Genomic DNA, 19,637 nt, shown 5'->3' with positions numbered 1-19,637 from the left:
TCCGAAAGGCCCCTGTCATGCACATCAAATCCGATCTGGCCGACGCGGTCGGCAATACCCCTCTGATCCGCCTGCGCGCCGCATCCGAGGCGACGGGCTGCGAGATTCTGGGCAAGGCCGAGTTCCTGAACCCTGGCCAGTCGGTCAAGGACCGCGCCGCCCTTTTCATCATCAAGGACGCCATCGCGAAGGGTCTGCTGAAACCCGGCGGCACGATTGTCGAAGGCACGGCAGGCAACACCGGCATCGGTCTGGCGCTGGTCGGTGCCTCGATGGGGTTCAAGACGGTCATCGTGATCCCGGAAACCCAGTCCGAGGAAAAGAAGGACATGCTGCGTCTGGCCGGTGCCGAACTGGTGCAGGTGCCTTCGGCGCCTTACAAGAACCCCAACAACTACGTCCGCTATTCGGGCCGTCTGGCTGAAGAGCTAGCCAAGACGACCCCCGGCGGCGTGATCTGGGCGAACCAGTTCGACAACACGGCCAATCGTCAGGCCCATATCGAAACGACCGGCCCCGAGATCTGGGATCAGACCGACGGCAAGGTCGACGGCTTCATCTGCGCGGTAGGCTCTGGCGGGACGCTGGCGGGTGTCGCGATGGCGCTGCAGCCCAAGGGCGTCAAGATCGGTCTGGCCGACCCGGACGGTGCGGCACTTTATAATTTCTACGAACACGGAGAGATGAAGTCCGAAGGCGACAGCATCACCGAAGGCATCGGGCAGGGGCGGATCACCGCCAACCTCGAAGGTTTCACGCCCGACATGAGCTACAACATCCCCGACGCCGAGGCGCTGCCGATCGTTTTTGATCTGCTGCAGCACGAAGGGCTGTGCCTGGGGGGATCGTCGGGCATCAACATCGGCGGTGCGATCCGCATGGCCCGCGACATGGGGCCAGGTCATACCATCGTCACCATCCTGTGCGACTACGGCACACGCTATCAGTCCAAGCTGTGGAACCCCGAATTCCTGCGGTCCAAGGGGCTGCCAGTGCCGGAATGGCTGACCACCGGCCCGCAATCGATTCCCGGCGTCTTCGAGGACGCATGATCCGATCCCTTCTGACGGCTTTGGCGCTGCTGCTGGCGGCGCAGGGCGCCACGGCGCAGGTGTCGCTGGACGGTCTGCTGGGCACGCCGACGCAGACCGAAGAACCTGCGCCCGACGCGACAGAGGAGCCTGCACCTGATACCGCGGCCGACACCGCAGCGGATGCGGCGGCGCTGAGCGATGCGGAACAGGCGCTGGCGACCGCCGTGCCCGATCTGGAGGACTGGAAAAGTCGCGTGAAGACCGCCGAGGCGCTGCTGCAGGCAGGCAACGGGTCATCTCTGGCCCTGACCCGCACGCGTGACACGTTGTTTGGTTGGCGCGACAGGTTTCAGGCGCTGGGATCGCTGAATGCCGGACGCATCGGCACGGTGCAGGCCCAGATCGAGGCGCTGGGGCCCAAGCCCGAAAGCGGCGAGGAACAACCCGCCATCGCGGCCCGCCGGGCCGAGCTGAACAGCCAACTGGATGTGCTGCGTGCACCGGGCATTCTGGCCAGAGAAGCCTACGCCCGCGCCAACGGTCTGATCGCAGAAGTCGACAGCCAGCTCCGCGCCCGCGAGACATCGCGGCTGAGCGCGCGCGGCCCGTCGCCGCTGAACCCGGCCAACTGGCCGGCGGCGCTGCAGGGGGCAAGCGATGCGGTCGGTGGCGTCGTGTCCTCTGCCATGGCACGGGTGGACCGCAACCTGTCCTCTGGCGGGCTGCTGCGCACCCTGCCGCTGGCGGTAATGTATATGGTGGCGGCGCTGATCCTGCTGTTCCGGTCGCGGCAATGGGTCTGGCTGCTGCAAAGCCGGGTCGAGCGCAGTCATTCACGGGGCCGTGCGGTCTGGTCGTTCCTGCTGTCGCTCTGGGTGATCGTGCTGCCGACACTGGGGCTGTCGGCTCTGATCCTCGCGCTGCGCCAGATCGGCGTTCTGGCCCGGTCCGGCGATACGCTGTCGCAGGCGATCTTTGGCGCGGGCTTTACCATCATCATCGCACGCTGGCTGAACGGGCAGCTGTTCCCCGTGGGCGAACACGGCGGCCCGCTGGGCTATCCGCCAGAGATCCGCGCCAAGATCCGGCGCAACGGTGTTGCACTGGGTGTGGGGCTTGCGGCGATCATCGTCGTCGGCGCGCTGATGCACGGTGCGGGTGCGTCGGATGCCGCCACCGGCGTAGTGGTCCTGCCGCTGCAGGTGCTGCTGGCCGTCGTGCTGTTCCGCCTTGGCTATCTGCTGCGTCATGCGCCGATGGAAAAGGATGGCCGAGAGACGTCTTCCGGGCGGGTCCGCACGACGGTGGGTCTGCTGTGCATGATCGTCGCCATCGTGACGCCGATCCTTGCGGCGGCGGGTTATGCCGCGGCCTCTGACGCGCTGTTCGCACCGGGGGTGATGACGCTGGCGATCTTCGGCGTGATCATCGTGCTGCAACGGCTGGTCTACGACATCTATGCACCGGCCACGGACAGCACCGACACCGGCCCGCTGATGCCCGTCGTCATCGGCTTCGCGCTGTTCCTGCTGGCGGTGCCGGTGCTGGCGCTGGTCTGGGGCGCGCGCCTGACCGACCTGCTGGAGGTCTGGGCCCAGTTCAGCGCCGGGTTCCAGGTCGGAGAGACGACGATCTCGCCCACGGACTTCATGACCTTCGTGCTGATCTTCGGTGGCGGCTACCTGCTGACGCAATTCGTCAAGCGGCAGCTGAAGACATCGGTCCTGCCGCGCACCAAGATGGACCTTGGCGGACAGAACGCGGTGGCAGCGGGCGTCGCCTATATCGGTATCATCGTGTCCGCCCTGATCGCGATCACCACGGCGGGGATCGACCTGTCGAGCCTTGCCATCGTGGCCGGTGCGCTGTCCGTCGGTATCGGTTTCGGCCTGCAGACCATCGTGCAGAACTTCGTGTCCGGCATCATCCTGCTGATCGAACGCCCGATCGGCGAGGGCGACATGATCGAGGTGAACGGGCAGGTCGGCTTCGTGCGCGACATCAGCGTGCGGTCGACCCGGATCGAGACATTCGACCGCACCGACGTCATCATCCCGAACGCCGATCTGGTGTCGGGGCAGGTCACGAACTGGACCCGCGGCAACCTTGTCGGGCGCCTGATCATCCCCGTCGGGGTGGCCTACGGCAGCGACGTGGAACAGGTCCGCAAGATCCTGCTGGAGGTGGGTGGCGCGCAGCCCATGGTGCTGGCCGATCCCGGCCCGCAGGCGCTGTTCATGGCCTTCGGCGCCAGCTCTCTCGATTTCGAACTGCGGGTGATCCTGCGGGACGTGAACTGGAAGGTGATCGTCACCGACGAGATGAACCGCGACATCGACCGCCGTTTTGCCGAGGCCGGGATCGAGATTCCCTTTGCCCAGCAGGACATCTGGCTGCGCAACCCCGAGGCGCTGCATCCGGCAAAGCCCGACGCGACTCCCGCGGCCGCCACCAGCGCGCCGGACGACGGCCCGGACACTGCCCGAGAGGCCCGCGCGATGATGGATGCGGGCGACATGCACGACGACGCGGACGGCGATCCAGCACCCGAGGGAGAGACCCAATGACGCGGGCGCTGTATCACGACGACGCCTATCTGCGCGAGGCGCAGGGTCAGGTCGTGGGGCACACCTTCGAAGGGGGGATCGTGCTGGATGCCACGATCTTCTATCCCACCTCGGGCGGTCAGCCGGGCGATGCGGGGCGTCTGGTCTGGGACGACGGCGCCATCGACATCGCGACGACGGTCAAGGGGCAGGGGACCGACATCGTCCTTGTGCCGGCAGAGCCGTCGCCCCTGCCGCCCCTTGGCACGCGGGTCAGGCAGGCGCTGGTCTGGGACCGCCGCCACCGGATGATGCGCGTGCATACGGCGCTGCATCTGCTGTCGGTGGTCATTCCGCGCCCCGTCACCGGCGGCCAGATCGCCGCCGACAAGGGCCGTCTGGATTTCGACATGGATCAGGCCCCGCAGGACAAGGCGGCGCTGGAAAAGGCGATGAATGATCTGATCGCCCGCGATCTGCCGGTGCTGACCGAATGGATCACCGAGGCCGCGCTGGACGCGCAACCGGGCTTGGTGAAGACACTCACCGTGAAACCGCCGCGCGGGCAGGGTCAGATCCGCCTCATCCGCATCGGTGAAGGCGACGCCACTGCCGACCTGCAACCCTGCGGCGGCACCCACGTCGGCTGGACGTCAGAGGTCGGGCGCGTTCATATCGGCCGGATCGAAAAGAAGGGCCGCCAGAACCGCCGAGTTTACCTGCATCTGGATGACGCCTGATGTTCGCGGTGCTCTGTGTCGCGACGTCGGTCCTTTGCGTGGCGCTCTTTGCGGTCTTCCTCGTCTCGCCGGGGCACTACATCGCGCTCTACGGCGTGGCCCCTGACGCCGGTGCCGCCTTTCTGGGCCGCCGGGCCGCGCCCCTGTTTCTGGGGTTGGCCGTCTTTTTCTGGGTACTGCGTGGCACAGGCCCGGGACCACTGCGCGACGGCACGGTCTGGGCTGCGGCGCTGACCTTTGGCGGCATCGCCGTCACGGGCATCTGGACCTATGCCAGTGGCAGCGCCAGCCGCGCGATCCTGGTGGCGGCGGGACTGGAGTTGGCAATCGCGCTGACTTTCGTGATGGCGCGCTAGCGGCTGCCGGGCGCGCTGTCGCGGTCCAGCATGCCTTCGGTTTCCGGCAACCCCTCGCGCGACAAAAGGATCGCGATGGGGCGCAGGGACGGCACATGGCTGCAGACCACCAGCAGCATGACCATGATCGGCACCGACAGGAACATCCCCGGCACGCCCCAGACCGCCCCCCAGAACGCAAGGCTCAGCAGGATGCCGAAGGACGACAGCCGCAACGCACGCCCCATCAGCATGGGGTCGATGATCGAGCCATTCATGAACTGGATGACGCTCGCAATGGCAAAGATGACGGTCGTCAGCCACGGATCGCCGAACTGCACATAAGCCGCCAGCGCCACCAGCCCCGTCGCCACGATGGATCCGACATTGGGAATGAAGTTCAGCACGAAGGTGATGACCCCCAGCGGCATCGCGACCTCCATCCCGAAGGCTTGCGCCAGTACGTAGGTCATGGCGCCTGTGACAAGGCTGATGCCGGTCTTGACCAGCAGGTAGTAGTTCACCCGGTGGATGATCGAAGTGATGATCCGCCCGATCCGCTGCGCCTGCGCCGGGCTGCCGGTGAAATTCAGCAGTTTGGTCTGGAACCAGACCCGCTCGGCAAAGAGAAAACCCACGAAGAGGATCACCAGCACCGTGCCCTGCGTCAGGCTGGTGGCCCCGCCTGCGGCCCCGCGTAGATAGCCCGACAGCTCGATCGTGCGCATGGAATTCAGGACGGCGGCTTCGGTATCAGCACCGGCCCAGGCGAAGAGGGCGGCGATGGCATCGGGCGCGCGCTCTGCGTAGGCCAGGGTGATCTGCAGGATTGTATTCACCTGTGCGACGATGATCGAGGTCACGCTCAGCAGCGCCGCGCCGATCAGCAGCAGCGCCACGATGCTGGCGATCCAGTTCGGGATTCTGACGGGCCCGATGCGCTGGCGCGCGATAAAGCTGATGATGTCCGCCGTCAGTGAAAAGAGGATGATCGCCACGGCGAGCGAGATCAGGATGAACCGCGCCTGCACCAGCAGGAACAGGACCACGGCAAAGGCGATGATGACCAGCGCCGCCGTCTGCACCCGCGCCAGTTCGAACCGTTCGGCGCTGGTGTCTTCTGGCGGAGGCGTGTGTTTCATGGCACCCGGTCTTGTTGCGCGACCAGACGTTTATGCGCAGGCTGCGCGCGGGTTTCAATGGCAGGCGCAGGATTTTCGCGTTCACCTCTTGCACCCCGCCGGGGCCTTGGCTAAAGACCCCGCAACGGACAGGTGGCCGAGTGGTCGAAGGCGCACGCCTGGAAAGTGTGTAGGCGGGGAACCGTCTCCAGGGTTCGAATCCCTGTCTGTCCGCCATTTGCCTTAGAGAAACTGTTCTCCCAATCTCGCCGCGGTCGGATTGTCCTGTTTTTTCGGGGGGTCATGCAGGTTGTGCTGTTCACCGGCTTCTGCACTGGGATGTCCTAAAGTGGTCTCCCTTGGCCGATACTCTCCGGACCAGTTAACCGCGCCTGTTCCGGTGAATAGCTTCATCCCATTGAGGAAATTCACATATTCTAATTCTGCTTTTTCGATTTTTTCTCTTTAGTGTTCTCGGGCGGTTCTGGCATTGAACTTGTGTGGGATTGATGGCCGCCCAGCGCTGTGATTGTTGATCGGTAGTCAGATTACTGGTGTGCATCGCCAGCACGTTTCTTAAATTCGGCGGTAGTCATCATCCCGCCCGGCCCCAATCCATCAGCCCATCGACAGCCGCCTTTAAGGCGGGCTTTTCGTTTGCGAGGTCTCAAGACGACGTCATTGCAGCACCATTGGTTCGACGTGTCTGACGGCACTTGACGCAGCCCGGCTTCAGCTTCACCGCGATGGACTGCCGCGGTTGCGGCAAGCTGCTGATCAACACCCCCGCGCTCGACAATCTGCAGGTGCTGCACGGCTAATTGGGTAAGCTGCTGATCGTCAGGTAGAGATTCCAAAGTTCTGTCCTCGACCGCGCCATCGGAGGCGCTACCGACTCAACTTAGTTTGACGACGCCGCCTTCGCGATCCTTGTGACAGAACGCCTTCGCGATGTCCGGGCAATTGACCGTTTTCCCCGGCTACGGCAGTGGGTTACTGCGATCTTCCGGTGGTAGAATTTGTTGATTTACAGAAACGACAAAATTGAGTATAATAAAAGTAGTCTAATATTCGGGTATGGAGATGACCATGCGCTTCCCGATCTTAGTTCTCATTTCATTTTTAAGTTTTCTGCCGCAGAAATCTTCGTCGGAAACGCCATCATCAATTTCGGAGGATCCGAAACCGTGCGTTGATTCACGTACGGTCGATGCCAAGGTCGTCGCTTTGGAGCAGGCTTATATTTATAATCGTTTTGGCGCCTTCAATCCCGGTGGAATGCTTTACGCATTGCGGCGGGACGTCGTTTCGACTGGACCCGATGACGCGGTTTTCCCACAGGACACCGGCTTGGCAGAGGGTAACGCCATCCCCGCGGATCCCGGACCAATCGATTCACGTCTTGCGGGAAACGTCAGGTTACGGTCGGACAAGCGTCCGCGACCTTTGGTGTTGCGGGTGAATGTCGGAGACTGCCTTCGTGTCACCTTCACCAACCTTCTGTCGCCGGTGCTCGACGGCGAGGAAATCCTGACGGATCCGCAGACCGGCCGCCTGATCCCCGAGGATTCCGATGAACCAGCCACCCGAAGCGCCTCGCTGCGCGTGACCGGGTTGGACCTCGCCGGTGATATCGGCTCGGACGGTGGCAACATCGGTCTCAATCCGTCCTCGCTCGCCGCGCCGGGCGAGACACGCACATACATCTGGCACGCCAGCGCCGAAGGCGCTTTCCTGATCTACTCGGGCGGCGCAATGGCAGGCGGCGAGGGCGACGGTGGGCAGCTCGGTCTCGGCCTCTTTGGCGCGGTCAACGTCGAACCTGCCGGCTCGGTCTGGTACCGTTCGCAGGTCACCGCATCGCAAATGCAGGACAGCACACTCGGCACCAACGCAATGGGGACGCCGCGAATCGACTATACCAGCCGAACAGCCGACGGCCTTCCGGTCTTGAACATTCTGGACGAACGTGACCCGATGCACCGTGAGATCGTCCACAGCGACCTGAACGCCATCATCGTGCCTGGTGCAGGCAATTGTTCTGGCCGCGAGGGACCGGGCACCAGCTGTGACCAGGCGTTCCGCGAGTTCACCGTGATTTTCCACGACGAGATCACCGCAGTGCAGGCCTTTGCCGAACTGGACCGCGAGGACAGCCCGATGCACGCGCTGCGCGACGGTATGGGGATAAACTACGGCGCCGCGGGTCTTGGGGCGATGGTTCTTGCCAACCGCAAAGGGATCGGACCCGCCCGCAACTGCGCCGAATGCAAGCTTGAGGAATTTTTCCTGACATCCTGGGCGATGGGTGATCCGGCACTGGTTGTCGAACGCGACGCTGACAACCAACCGCTGCGGGCGATTTATGAGGACGATCCCTCGAACGTCCACCATTCCTATCTCGGCGATCCGGTGAGGTTCCGTAACCTGCATGCCGGACCGAAGGAAACCCACGTCTTTCACCTCCACGCCCATCAGTGGGTTCAGGACCGAAACGACGACAACTCAATCTACCTCGACAGCCAGACGATCTCACCGGGTGCGACCTTCGACTATGACGTGCACTACGGCGGTGCGGGCAACCGCAACATGACAGTCGGCGACTCCATCTTCCATTGCCACCTGTATCCTCACTTTGCCCAGGGCATGTGGGAGCTGTGGCGCACCCACGACGTGTTCGAAGCCGGCACGCGGGACCGCTGGCTGCCTGACGGCGAGATCACGGGCGGCACGCCTAATCCCGCCGTGGTGCCCTTGCCGGACGCCGCGATGCCGCCCATGCCCACCGACGCCATGAAGGGCTATCCGTTCTACATCGCCGGAATTCCCGGCCACCGGCCGCCGCAGCCCCCGCTCGACATCGACCCGGCGGGTTATGCGGGCGATCCGTCCGAAACGCTGATGCGCCATGTCGTCGTCTCTGGCGAGCGCGAGATCGGGGGCGCGCTGTTCGGGCCCGAGGCCGATGGATCGCCAAAGGAACTGGCCAAGAAGTACCTGGATGCCTCGGTCCCCGAGGACGCACCGAACGGGCAGTCCAACCGCATTGCCAACCGCGTCCACCGTGAGAACTCCGACGACGGGCTGCTGGTGCTGGCGGCCAAGCTGACCTCGGCGCAGATTTCCCAGTTGCCATCCGATGGCACCCCGGCCGAGCAGCGCGCGATGGCCTACCATGCCGGCGCTGCGCCCGGCGCCGTGCCGATCGCCGCGTCAGACTATGGCGTGCCCGAAGTCGGATACCCGTCCTGCCGTCCTGACGGCACCTGCGACAGCCCGGACGAGAAGGTCCTCTTCCGCGTCAACGGACTCGCTCCCAAGCCCGGCGCGCCCTTTGCCGACCCGTGCCCCGCGCGTTACTTCGATGGCGAGGATGATCGAAAGTGGGATCCCACATACTGGCATGACCTGACGCCCGACCGGCGTTATCGGGCGGCCTACATCCAGTTCGACATGCCGGTGAACAAGCACGGCTGGCATGACCCGCAAGCGCGCATCCTGACGCTGGAAGAAGATGCCAAGGCGACGCTCGACCATACCCGCACGCCAGAGCCGCTTTTCATGCGCGCTAACTCTGGCGATTGCATCCGCTTCGAGGCGACCAACCTGATCCCTTCGAACCTCAACCTCGACGACTTTCAGGTGTTCACCCCGACCGACACGATCGGCCAGCACATTCACCTTGTGAAGTTCGACGTCACCTCCTCTGACGGGTCGGGCAACGGCTGGAATTACGAGGACGGGACATTCTCGCCGGACGAGCTGCGCGAGCGGATGATCGCCTTCAACCACTTCATGGGCGCCACGGTCGTCAAACCGCTGACCCATCGTCTGTTCGCACCCGGCGGCCCGATGGCGGGCGATCCGCGGGGCATCTGCCCCGACGACATCCCGGCCGATCCGCACGCTGCCGAGGCGTTGCTGATGGACCATCCCTGGTGCGGTGCCCAAACCACCGTGCAACGGTGGTGGGCGGACCCGCTTCTGAACCGGGAAGGCAAGGACCGCACGCTTCGCACCGTGTTCACCCACGACCACTTCGGCCCGTCGTCGCACCAGCAGCATGGCTTCTATGGCGCTCTGGTGATCGAACCGAAGGACTCGCGGTGGGAGACGCTGGGGGGCGAGGTGATGGGCGGGCGCCATCCCGACGGCACGCAGATCACGGTGCGCCCCGATGGCGGCCCAACATCCTTCGCGGCGAACATCGTCAATCCATTGCTGCCCGAAGACCCGCAGTTCAACCGCCGCGAATATAACCTCGCCGTGGCTGACTTTGCGTTGCTTTATACCGCGCCACCCGAGAACAAGCCGGTCGGTCCGCCCGCGCGGCTTGACCATGACCTTCCGGATGTCACGTATGACGCCTCGGTCCCGATGCCCGAAGGCATATCGGTGTCCGATCCCGGCGGTCAGCTTCTGAACTACCGCAACGAACCGGTGCCGCTGCGCGTCGGATCCCCCTCAGGCCTGCGGGGTAAGTGGGAACAGCGCAGCTTCAGCGCCGGGGTTCTGAAGGCCTGTGAGGCAAGCCTTCGTGGCAGCCGGGAAGTGCAAACCGCGTGCTTTGCCAGCGCCGACAGCGCTGCGTCCGTGGCCTGCGAGAACGCATATATCGCCCGCCGCTGTGACGCGGGGGACCTTTCAAACGTCTTTTCCTCGCTGACTCATGCTGACGAGGAGGACGGGATTCGGGCACAGATTGCCCAGCGCGACCGCGCCTACGATACCGCAGCGATCTTCCTGGACACTTATCTCGCACCCTGTGCTGACAGTCAGATGACGCCCTGCTCGGAACCGGCGGGACTGCGCAATCCGGGCGATCCGGCCACGCCGATCCTTGCGGCGAACGAGGGTGACCGGGTTATGGTCCGGTTGATCCAGGGCGCGCAGGAGGAAAACCATATCTTCTTCATGAACGGCGCAAAATGGCTGGCCGAACCCGGCTCGTCAAACTCGGGCTGGCGCTCTGCCCAGCACATCGGCATTTCCGAACACTTCGAATTCGAGATCTCGGTCGAAAACCCGACGCCCAATCTGCCCGTCGACCATCTCTACGGCACCAGCGCCACTGACAATCTGTGGGATGGCCAGTGGGGCCTGATGCGGGTCCTTGGCTGGAAAGCGCCCCTAGCTGCGCTGGATCGCCTCTCGTCGAACCCCTTTCCCGAAACCGGACTGGTCTACAATGGTAATATCTGCCCTGAGAGCGCGCCGCTGCGCACCTTCAGTGTCGAGGCCTGGCGCGTCCGCGACCTGCCCGGAGCAGGCCGTCTGGTGTATAGCACGGACACGGGCGCCAGCGACGCCAACGCCGTGGTCTATGTCATCACGCAAGAGACATTGGATGCAGGCGACGGGGAAAAGGTGCTGCGGGGTGTCGCGCCGGGCCAGACGTCCGGACTCGACACCTCTGAATTCGGACTCCTGAAGGGCGGCAAGGCCATCGAGCCCCTGATCCTGCGCGCAAACGCCGGCGATTGCATCAATGTGGATCTTTGGAACCGCGTGCCTGACGTTCCCGAGGACATCACCGATCCGAAGACCTGGTCCTGGAACATGATGCCGCCCATCGTCGATGGCTTTGGTTTCAATCAGGTTGCCGCCGCGACCACCGTCGGGCTGAGCCCGCAGCTTGTGGCCCTGAGTGCGGTGCAGTCCGACGGCGCCACTGTTGGCCTGAACGTTCCGACTGTCGCCTTCTCTTGTCCACCAACGGGCAGTGTCGAGGGGCTGGTCTGTCAGTGCCCGTTGGAACAAGCTGGTCCCGATTACAAGGCCTGCTACCGCACCGCTGGCGATAGCGACGAGATCGCGCTGCAGCCCGGGCAATTCCGCTGGACCAACAAACGCACGCTGACGTGGTATGCCGGTGACTTCGGTACCACGCCCAGTCAGCAGGATCGCCTTGCCCGGCCCATCGAATTCGGCGTCATTGGTCTGCGCGACCTCGCCGACCCGATCAAGGCGAGTTCGCATGGCACCGCGGGCGTTCTGGTCATTGAGCCCGAAAATGCAACTTGGGAAACCGATTGCGACATCTTGCGCGATGCAGGTCAGGGGACCGCACCCTGCCTAACGGCTGCCGCCACCGTCACGACTCCTGATGCTGTGCCATTCCGCGAATTCGTCCTGATGTACGGCAACGATGCCAGCATGTCTTACCGTGGCCAGCCGCTGGCCAACCTCAGGAATGGCGACGATGCCGAGGATTCCGGCCAGAAAACGTTCAACTACGCCTTCGAGCCCTTCTGGACTCGGATCGGTGCCAATCCGGCCGCTGATCCCGATGACATGGCGGATGTCGACTATACCAATGTCTTGTCGTCCAAGCCTTCGGATGGCTACGGCGATCCGGAGACGCCGCTTTTCACCGCGACCGCCGGTACGCCCGTGCGGCTGCGGGTGGTGCATCCTGCTGGCCATCCACGCAACAGCGGTTTTGAACTGGCGGGTCACGGATGGGTTAGTCAGCCTTATGCGCAGGACTCCACAGTCCAGAGCGCTGACCCTGACCGCCAGCATGTGGAAGGTGTCGTCAACGGCATGGGTCCGGGTCGCGGGGTCAACATCCTGTTGCCCAGTGCCGGTGGCCAGTCGGAGATTGCGGGCGACTACCTCTACCGCTCGCACGAGGGTTTTGCCTTCTCGGGCGGACAATGGGGCCTCATGCGCGTGCTGCCGAAAGACGCCTGCGCCGTCGGCAGTCGCACCACGTCCGATGCGCTTGGCCGAAATGTGGTCTGCAACTAGGGGAATGCCGGATGTTAAAGCCCGTCCTCCTCGTGACCGTCGCCCTCGCAGTCGCAGGACTGGCGGCGCAGGGGCAGGAACAGGCGATGGACCATTCCGGTCATACCATGCCGATGATCCACGCGGCGCCAGAGGCAAGTCCGCAGGCCGCCCGTGATGTCCCGGCGGACCGCATCACGCTGACCAGCCGTGTCGAAGGTCCGGACGGAGGGCCGGCGGTGGCAGGAGGAGAGGCCAGGATCGTCGTGACCCTCACCGACCGCGAGACCGGCGCACCGGTCACCAATCGGCAGATCTATGGCTGGATGGAACTGGTGCGTAACGCGCAGGTGACGGCGGAAATCTCCTGCCGGTCACGGGCACGGCTTCTCGCCCGCGGTAACGTTACCGCAAAGGCGGACGTGGACCTGAACAGCTACAAGCTTCTGATGCTGAATGCCGACCGCGCGGTCTCTGTCGTCAATCCACATGTCGATTTCACCATCACCAACATGGAGAAGGTGATCCCGCTGCCCGCGGCGCCCTTCGACTGGCGGATGTCGGGTGACGGATCGACCGTCTTCGTCACCCTGCCGACGCTGGACCTTGCCGTCGCCATCGATACGCTGGATCTGACCGTTGTGCGGCTGGTCGACATGGGCGGCGGCGCGCGCCCGGCAACCGTCACCGCGCTCGGCGGGAACCGCGCCGCGGTGGAACTCGCCGGGACAGGCGCCGTGGCGATCATCGACGCAGGATCAGAGGCGTCCTCGCGCCCGGTCGCGGTTGGACCAGCGCCCCTGATCATGGCCGCTGACATGGCCACTGGCCGCGTCTTTGCCGCCGCGGCGGACGGCCATGTCGTTGCTGTCGACACCGCCCGCATGGCCGTGACCGCCGATACAACTCTGTCGGCCTTGTCGGCCATGCTCTGGCTCCCCGGACCCGGCCGCCTTGCCATTGGGTCTGCGCAGGATCCCGTTCTACGCTTGTTCGATCCCGTCACACTGGCCGAGACCGACAGCATTCCGCTGTCAGCCCCGGTGACGGCGCTGGCCCTTGATCCGCAAAGCGGTCTCGTTCTTGCCCTCGACCGTGCTGGCAGCCGGATATCGGTGATCGACGCCGAAGCGGGCAGGGTGATCGCCACCGGACCTGTCGCCGACACGCCGGTCGAGATCGGCTTTTCGCACGCATACGCCTATGTGCGCGGCCTTGGCGGCGATACTTTCACGGCGCTGGAGCTTGAAGAGCTGCGTGATGGCAAGCTGACCCCAATTGCCATTCAGGACGCTGCTGCGCCCAAGCGCCCGACAGACGACCCTGCGGCCGTCCGCGCCCGTCTGATCGCGCCTGCAGGCCATGGCGCGCTGATCGCCAATCCGGCCGAGCGTGTCGCTTACGACTATATGGAGGGCATGAACGTGCCGATGGGCACAGTGCCGATCTATGGCACCGCGGTGACCGGAATGCTCGCAATCGACCGTGGCTTCCGCGAGACGCAGCCCGGCACCTACGAGGCGCGCGCGATCATCACCTCCGCCGGCCCCTACGAATTGGTCATGGCCCTCGACCGGCCGGACCTGGTCGTCTGCCAGCCTGCATCGGTCGACCCGGGCGCAGCCGGGGACAAGACCAATCCCGGACCTTCCGTTACCGCCGCCCTGACAGACCCTGCGGAGGGCGGGCGGCAGCAGACCTTCACCTGGCGGCTTGCTGATCCCGCCTCCGGCGCGCCGGTCTTGGGCGTGACCGACTTGCGGATCCTCGCATACTCGCCCTCGGGTGTCTGGCAAAAGCGCACCGTCGCCAGAGAGACCGCCGACGGCATCTATTCCGCCACGTTCAGCTTCCCCAAGGGCGGGCGCTATGGCCTTGCCATCAGCTCGGTGTCGCGGCGGCTCGGCCCGACCGACGCCGCGCCTTCCTATGTCACAATCCGGCCGTCGCCCGACGACGCATTCCAAGAGGAGAGCCTGCCATGACTGCCCGCCGCATCCTGCCTCTCGTTCTATTGGCCGTCCTCGCCATGGCCTCCGCCGCCACGGCGCAAACGCGGCCCGCGCAGTTCTTTCTCACCGGCCCGATCCAGAGCTTCACACTCGACGCCGGAGATCTTCTGACCGGCGGGTCGATGGTGGTCGAGGGCACCACCGTCACGATTCCCCGCAACCTGATCGTGCAGATGCCGGCAACCTTCCTCACGCCGAAGGACATCTTCGATCTGAACCCCGGCAATCCTGCCGAGTCCGGCCTGGCCATCAACGACAGCGCGCCCCGGCCCGGCGACTATCAGGCCTCGATCGTCGGAAACATCGTCGGCAGTCGGCATGTCGCAGGCCTCGTTTGGATCTCGCAGGATCCGCTGGCCGAGGGCGCGGGGTACATCAAATCCATCGCCGCGAACGGCGAGATCACCCTCGTCGCCGACCCGACCGACGCGGCGCCGCAGCCCGAGACGCGAATCCGCATCAATGACCCCGACAGCGTCTTCGCGCCGCAGGATCCGAACCTGGACAGCGATCCCCGCTTCATGGTGGACGGAGAGAACCCGACCATCATGTCGATGTCCGGCTACCCGATGTGTATACCGCGCGCAGCCAACGATCCCGAATGTCCCGATGCCAATCGCCCCGAAGACGCGGGCAAGCCGCTGAGCCGGTTCATCATGGGACCAGCCGATCTTGCAATCGCTCCCGCCGGCTCGCCGCCTCTGCCAAAATGCCCCGCCTGCATGCCGGAAAAGCAGGCGCCGATGCGGCCGGGCGACTACATCATCTATGCCGGCACACTGGCCCGCGACGGAGCCGATATCTATATCTCTGCCCATACCATCCAGGCCAACGTCGGCATCTACACCCAGCCCGGCGTCGCGCCTGCCTATATCGCCATCGAGGGCAGCCTGTTGGGCACCATGGGCCCCCGCATCCTGCGCGATCCTGCCGTGCCGAACGACTTCATCGACCAAGAGACGCAGGACCGCCTCCGGGTAGAGGGTGCGACCACCGACCCGACGCTCGGCATTGACATCTATGCAATCGACGTCGACCCCACAGGTAACGAAAGCGTCCGCTTCCTGTCATCCGCGCCCCGCAAAGAGCCGCCCTACGGTCGCTTCAACCTGGTCCTCGGCAAGAACGCCAACGCCCTCTTTGACGGCAACGGCGTTAGCAGGGGTGCTGTGCGCGAAATCCTCGTCCGCCTCGCACGTAACGGCAGGCTGCCCGATGGCGCGCCGGTGCCCTCTGGCCCGACGTTCGCCAATGGGCTGGTTGCGGGGCAGTACCGCGCCCCGGTCGGCGAGTTCATCTTCCCTGAAAACAAATCCGTAGGCGAACAAATCCTGCCCAATAATTTCGAATGCCTGCCGTTTTTGGTGACAGGCACCGGCAATCTGACAACCAATGGCCATAACGGGCCCGACCAGGTCGGTCAGCTTGATCCTTGGCCCGGCGATCCGGTGCCGGCGGCGGTCCCGGCCAGCATCTTCTGTGGCCCTTGACGCCGCGCTCTTACCAACAGGAGGCTTCCATGCCCGAAGACCTTGACGTCAAGTGGCTTAATAACCGGGGAGAGGTCGGCGCCACCGATTGCATCGGATGGGGCGGGCGCGCGGCCCCGGGAAATCTGATGAACCGTAACTCCAGTGGCACCATCCGCTTTCGCGCGCAGAATGATTCGACGGTCTGCGCCATCTGGCATCCCGGCAGCATCCGCAGCGTGAGCCAAGGCGCTCAGCCACCGGGATTTTTCGACGGACATTTCGCCGATGCCGACGAACCTCTTGCCCTGAAAGAAGGCCACGAGGCACTGGTGCTGCATTTCGAAACCAGCATTACGGCTTTTGGTGTCGATGTGGACTTTGCGCGCGGCGACCCCGGGAATGTTTACGATGTTGCGGTCGAGGTCAGCGACCACCCACAGCTGCACTGGATGTCGCTTTCCCGTGCAAACGTGCCGGCAGACGCCACCGTGTTCTGCGGGGCGCGGGGAAACGGCCCCGTCTGCTTCGATTGGATTACGATTTGGGTCTTCAGGCACGGCATCAATGGCGTCGATCCCGTCAACTTCGCCATCAACAGCATTGATATCGCGGTCTAGAGGTGTTGCGCGATGTCTTGGCCGTCAATCGGATTGCGACATGGACCACGATAGGCCTGTAAGCAGAGACGTTCTGAAAACCGGCTTTGCAGCGTAATCTGATGTGACCTGCGCTCCGGAAATTCCCTTAATCTGATGTCGTGTCTGCCAACCTGAAGGAGCAGATCATCGGGATGATCGAAGAGCAGAAGGCTGGATTGCCGACGGCGGAGCTGTGCCGGAAGCAGCATGAGGACAAGAACGCGAAGCTGAAGCGGCTAGGGTGTTCACCCCGACTGCGATGGTGACCGCGACGGACACGATGCGGCCGCTCTGACGGACCTTGAGATATGTGGCATCGATCATAAGGGAGACAGCGCGCTTTTCAGCAGACGCGGCCGGCGCGCGCGACCTCTGAGAGGGTTGTCGGCACAACGCCGGCGAAATGCGCAGCGGGGCCATGACGTTTCGCGATATCGGCTGCGGTTGAGACGGCTTTGTCGAGATATTCGGTGTGTCGCAGATTGACCGGAATCATGATGTTCGCATTCCTGTGCGTGTCTTTCTTTAATCCCCGATTGCAGAACGGAGGCCTGACTGTTGCGCGCTGCTGTGGCGCAGGTTCGATGCGGCGCCTTCTGTCCGCATCATCGTCGCAGGACTGCGCTGCTTTGCGATAGCGGTTGCAATCCGACCACGTTCGCGTAAGTGGGGTCTGAAAGCGACGCAACGCTGTCGCAAATCGACATTTTCCTATCTTTTAAAATGGATGGCGGGCTGACGCCTTGAATGGCGACTGCAGCGCATTTGCGTCCTTGGTAGGCGCTGCACGGGACGCGTGCGGTATTCCTCAACGTGGATGATCGAAGAAAGATTTTATATGAAACGCTATATTCTCGCGGCTTCACTGACTGCATTGGCCGCCCCAACGGCAGCCCTGGCCCAGGACCAGTGCGGTGATGTCACCATCACGCAGATGAATTGGGATTCTGCGGCCATCGTGACGCAGGTGTCGAAATTCCTGATGGAACAGGGCTATGGCTGCAACGTCACGGCCGTGCCGTCGGACACCACGCCGGCCATGACGTCGCTGTCGGAAAACAACGAACCCGACATCGTGACAGAGCTTTGGACCAACTCTGCCGGCGACGCCTATACCAAGCTGAAGGCCGACGGAAAGATCGTCGAGCTGGGCAGCGTGCTGGATCCGGGCGGCGTCGAAGGCTGGTTCCTGCCGACCTACCTGGTCGAGGCGCATCCCGAACTCGCGACGATCGACGGCATCACGGCCAACCCCGAACTGGTCGGCGGCATGTTCAACAACTGCCCCGACGGTTGGGGCTGCCGCATCGTGAACGACAACCTGATCCGGGCCTTCGGTCTGGACGAAAAGGGCATCGAGATCTTCAATCACGGGTCTGGTGAAACCCTCGCCACATCCATGGCCTCGGCATATGGCGACGAGAAGCCATGGTTCGGCTATTACTGGGGGCCGACGACGCCGTTGGGCATGTTCGACATGACCAGCATCGACTTGGGTGACTACGACGAGGCGGCCTTCAAGGCGATGCAGAACGCCGATGCGCCCGATCCCACGCCGTCGTCCTTTCCGTCGGCACCCGTGCTGACGATCGTCACACAGGACTTCATGGACAGCCATCCGGACGTGTCAAAGATGATGGGCAAGGTCACCTTCAAGACCGAGGTCATGAGCCAGCTTCTGGCATGGAAGGAAGACAACAACGCGTCAAATCAGGAAGCGGCGGTGTATTTCCTGAAGAACAACCCCGACGCATGGAGCAGCTGGATCAACGATTCAGCGCGCGAAAAGCTGGCAGCCCTGCTGCAATAGGCTGATGCGGATTGCGCTGTGGCACCAATCCGGTGGCGCAGCGTGAGGCGTTTGAACGCATGACCGAAGGCAGAGCCGGATTCATCGGATCCGGCTCTGCTCGTATTGAAAAACACGACAACTTGGGGCGCTGCATGCCCGGATGAGGTATGTATGGCGACGTATGATTTTCTGTTCGACGGGCTGGGCCTGCGCAATTGGTGCGGTGCCAGTGGAGACGACAGCGGCGGCATGACGTCGATGGCGCAGCTGCTGGCGCAGACCTCCGGCAGCGACGTGGTGGTGTCACCGTGGGACACACCATTCCCCTCGATGGATGCCATGCACGAGGCCTGCACGTCCTTCCCGCAGTCCCGCGCGCTGACCAGCGGGCTGGAGGAAGGCTTTCTTTCGATCAAGAACGGCCTGAAGGTCGTGGTCGATCCGCTGACCCAACCGCTCAGCTGGGCGCTGAACGAGGCGCTGTGGGTGATGCAGGCGGTGCCGTGGTTCATCATGATCCCGCTACTGATGCTGATTTCCTACGTCGTCAGCCGGCAGTGGAAACTGGTCGCACTCGTCGCCCTCTGCTTCGGCTTCCTCGGTTTTGTCGATTACTACAGCTACACGATGCAGACGCTGGCGATCATCTTCGTCTGTGCGTTGACCTGCGTGGTGCTGGGGGTGCCGATCGGCATTGCCATGTCGCGCAGCGACCGGGTGCAGCGCACGATGATCCCGATCCTCGACATGTTGCAGACGCTGCCGCCCTTCGTCTACCTGATCCCGCTGATCTTCCTCTTCTCGGTGACCGAGCCGAAGCTCTACGGCATTGCGATCATACTCTACGCGATCGTGCCTGTCGTGCGGCTGACCGATCTGGGCATCCGTCTGGTCGATCCCGACGTGACCGAAGCGGCGGACGCCTTTGGCATGACCAAACGGCAGAAGCTGTTCAACGTGCAGATCCCGCTGGCCTTGCCGAACATCATGGCCGGGGTGAACCAGACCATCATGATGAGCCTTGCGATGGTCGTCATCGCCTCGCTGGTCTCGGCTCCCGGTCTGGGCGTGCTGGTGCTGCGCGGTATCCGGTCTCTCGAACTCGGCGTCGGTCTGCTGTCGGGCCTCGGGATCGTGCTGCTGGCGATCATTCTGGACCGCGTCACCAAGGCGGCACTGGCCCGCATCAACGTCAGCCAGTCGCGCTAAGGGGTA

Annotated in this window: 12 protein-coding genes, 1 tRNA gene and 1 pseudogene; 11 read left to right on the top strand and 3 right to left on the bottom strand. The window is 63.7% G+C overall.

Going from position 1 to position 19,637, the window contains the following annotated elements:
- Nucleotides 1-17 precede the first annotated feature (17 nt).
- Genes GLR48_RS16065 through GLR48_RS16050 form a run of 4 tightly spaced genes read left to right on the top strand, consistent with a single transcriptional unit; the run spans nucleotide 18 to nucleotide 4,676 of the window.
- Nucleotides 18-1,052: a cysteine synthase A gene (locus GLR48_RS16065; protein WP_237062916.1), complete on the top strand. Its 1,035-nt coding sequence runs from the start codon at nucleotides 18-20 to the stop codon at nucleotides 1,050-1,052.
- Nucleotides 1,049-3,601 carry a DUF3772 domain-containing protein gene (locus GLR48_RS16060; protein WP_237062914.1) on the top strand — a complete coding sequence of 851 codons (2,553 nt, stop codon included), beginning with the start codon at nucleotides 1,049-1,051 and terminating at the stop codon, nucleotides 3,599-3,601. Before GLR48_RS16065 ends, GLR48_RS16060 begins: the two co-directional genes overlap by 4 nt.
- Entirely contained in the window at nucleotides 3,598-4,320 is a 723-nt protein-coding gene (locus GLR48_RS16055; protein ID WP_237062913.1) for an alanyl-tRNA editing protein, read from the top strand. Before GLR48_RS16060 ends, GLR48_RS16055 begins: the two co-directional genes overlap by 4 nt.
- Entirely contained in the window at nucleotides 4,320-4,676 is a 357-nt protein-coding gene (locus GLR48_RS16050; RefSeq protein ID WP_237062912.1) for a hypothetical protein, read from the top strand. Before GLR48_RS16055 ends, GLR48_RS16050 begins: the two co-directional genes overlap by 1 nt.
- Here GLR48_RS16050 and GLR48_RS16045 read toward each other — a convergent pair.
- Nucleotides 4,673-5,797: an AI-2E family transporter gene (locus tag GLR48_RS16045; protein ID WP_237062911.1), complete on the bottom strand. Its 1,125-nt coding sequence runs from the start codon at nucleotides 5,795-5,797 to the stop codon at nucleotides 4,673-4,675. The genes GLR48_RS16050 and GLR48_RS16045 overlap by 4 nt on opposite strands.
- Nucleotides 5,798-5,923: 126 nt before the next feature.
- Between GLR48_RS16045 and GLR48_RS16040 the strand changes: the two genes are divergently transcribed.
- The 5 genes from GLR48_RS16040 to GLR48_RS16020 all read left to right on the top strand — a co-directional run bounded on the left by GLR48_RS16040 (nucleotide 5,924) and on the right by GLR48_RS16020 (nucleotide 16,609).
- Nucleotides 5,924-6,013 (top strand) — tRNA-Ser (locus tag GLR48_RS16040).
- A gap of 1,113 nt (nucleotides 6,014-7,126) precedes the next feature.
- Nucleotides 7,127-12,529: a hypothetical protein gene (locus GLR48_RS16035; protein ID WP_237062910.1), complete on the top strand. Its 5,403-nt coding sequence runs from the start codon at nucleotides 7,127-7,129 to the stop codon at nucleotides 12,527-12,529.
- An 11-nt stretch (nucleotides 12,530-12,540) separates the two neighbouring features.
- Nucleotides 12,541-14,493, top strand: a complete 1,953-nt coding sequence (locus tag GLR48_RS16030; protein ID WP_237062909.1) for a hypothetical protein — start codon at nucleotides 12,541-12,543, stop codon at nucleotides 14,491-14,493.
- Nucleotides 14,490-16,010: a hypothetical protein gene (locus GLR48_RS16025; protein ID WP_237062908.1), complete on the top strand. Its 1,521-nt coding sequence runs from the start codon at nucleotides 14,490-14,492 to the stop codon at nucleotides 16,008-16,010. Before GLR48_RS16030 ends, GLR48_RS16025 begins: the two co-directional genes overlap by 4 nt.
- A 29-nt stretch (nucleotides 16,011-16,039) precedes the next feature.
- Nucleotides 16,040-16,609, top strand: a complete 570-nt coding sequence (locus GLR48_RS16020; protein ID WP_237062907.1) for a hypothetical protein — start codon at nucleotides 16,040-16,042, stop codon at nucleotides 16,607-16,609.
- A gap of 261 nt (nucleotides 16,610-16,870) precedes the next feature.
- Here GLR48_RS16020 and GLR48_RS16015 read toward each other — a convergent pair.
- A pseudogene (locus tag GLR48_RS16015) lies at nucleotides 16,871-16,957 on the bottom strand (transposase); the annotation flags it as partial.
- A gap of 16 nt (nucleotides 16,958-16,973) precedes the next feature.
- Complete coding sequence (locus GLR48_RS16010; RefSeq protein ID WP_237064615.1) at nucleotides 16,974-17,126, bottom strand: hypothetical protein; 153 nt, start codon at nucleotides 17,124-17,126, stop codon at nucleotides 16,974-16,976.
- A gap of 342 nt (nucleotides 17,127-17,468) precedes the next feature.
- On the opposite strand from GLR48_RS16010, the gene GLR48_RS16005 reads away from it, so the two are divergent.
- Together GLR48_RS16005 and GLR48_RS16000 are read left to right on the top strand one after the other, a co-directional pair.
- Nucleotides 17,469-18,440, top strand: a complete 972-nt coding sequence (locus tag GLR48_RS16005) for an ABC transporter substrate-binding protein (RefSeq protein ID WP_237062906.1) — start codon at nucleotides 17,469-17,471, stop codon at nucleotides 18,438-18,440.
- Between the two features lie 153 nt (nucleotides 18,441-18,593).
- Nucleotides 18,594-19,631: an ABC transporter permease gene (locus GLR48_RS16000; protein WP_237062904.1), complete on the top strand. Its 1,038-nt coding sequence runs from the start codon at nucleotides 18,594-18,596 to the stop codon at nucleotides 19,629-19,631.
- Nucleotides 19,632-19,637: the final 6 nt, after the last annotated feature.

It is taken from the genome of Loktanella sp. M215, from assembly GCF_021735925.1.
Taxonomy (GTDB): domain Bacteria; phylum Pseudomonadota; class Alphaproteobacteria; order Rhodobacterales; family Rhodobacteraceae; genus Loktanella.
Note: the sequence above shows the minus strand (reverse complement) of the source record. Positions and strands in the feature narration are given on the sequence as shown.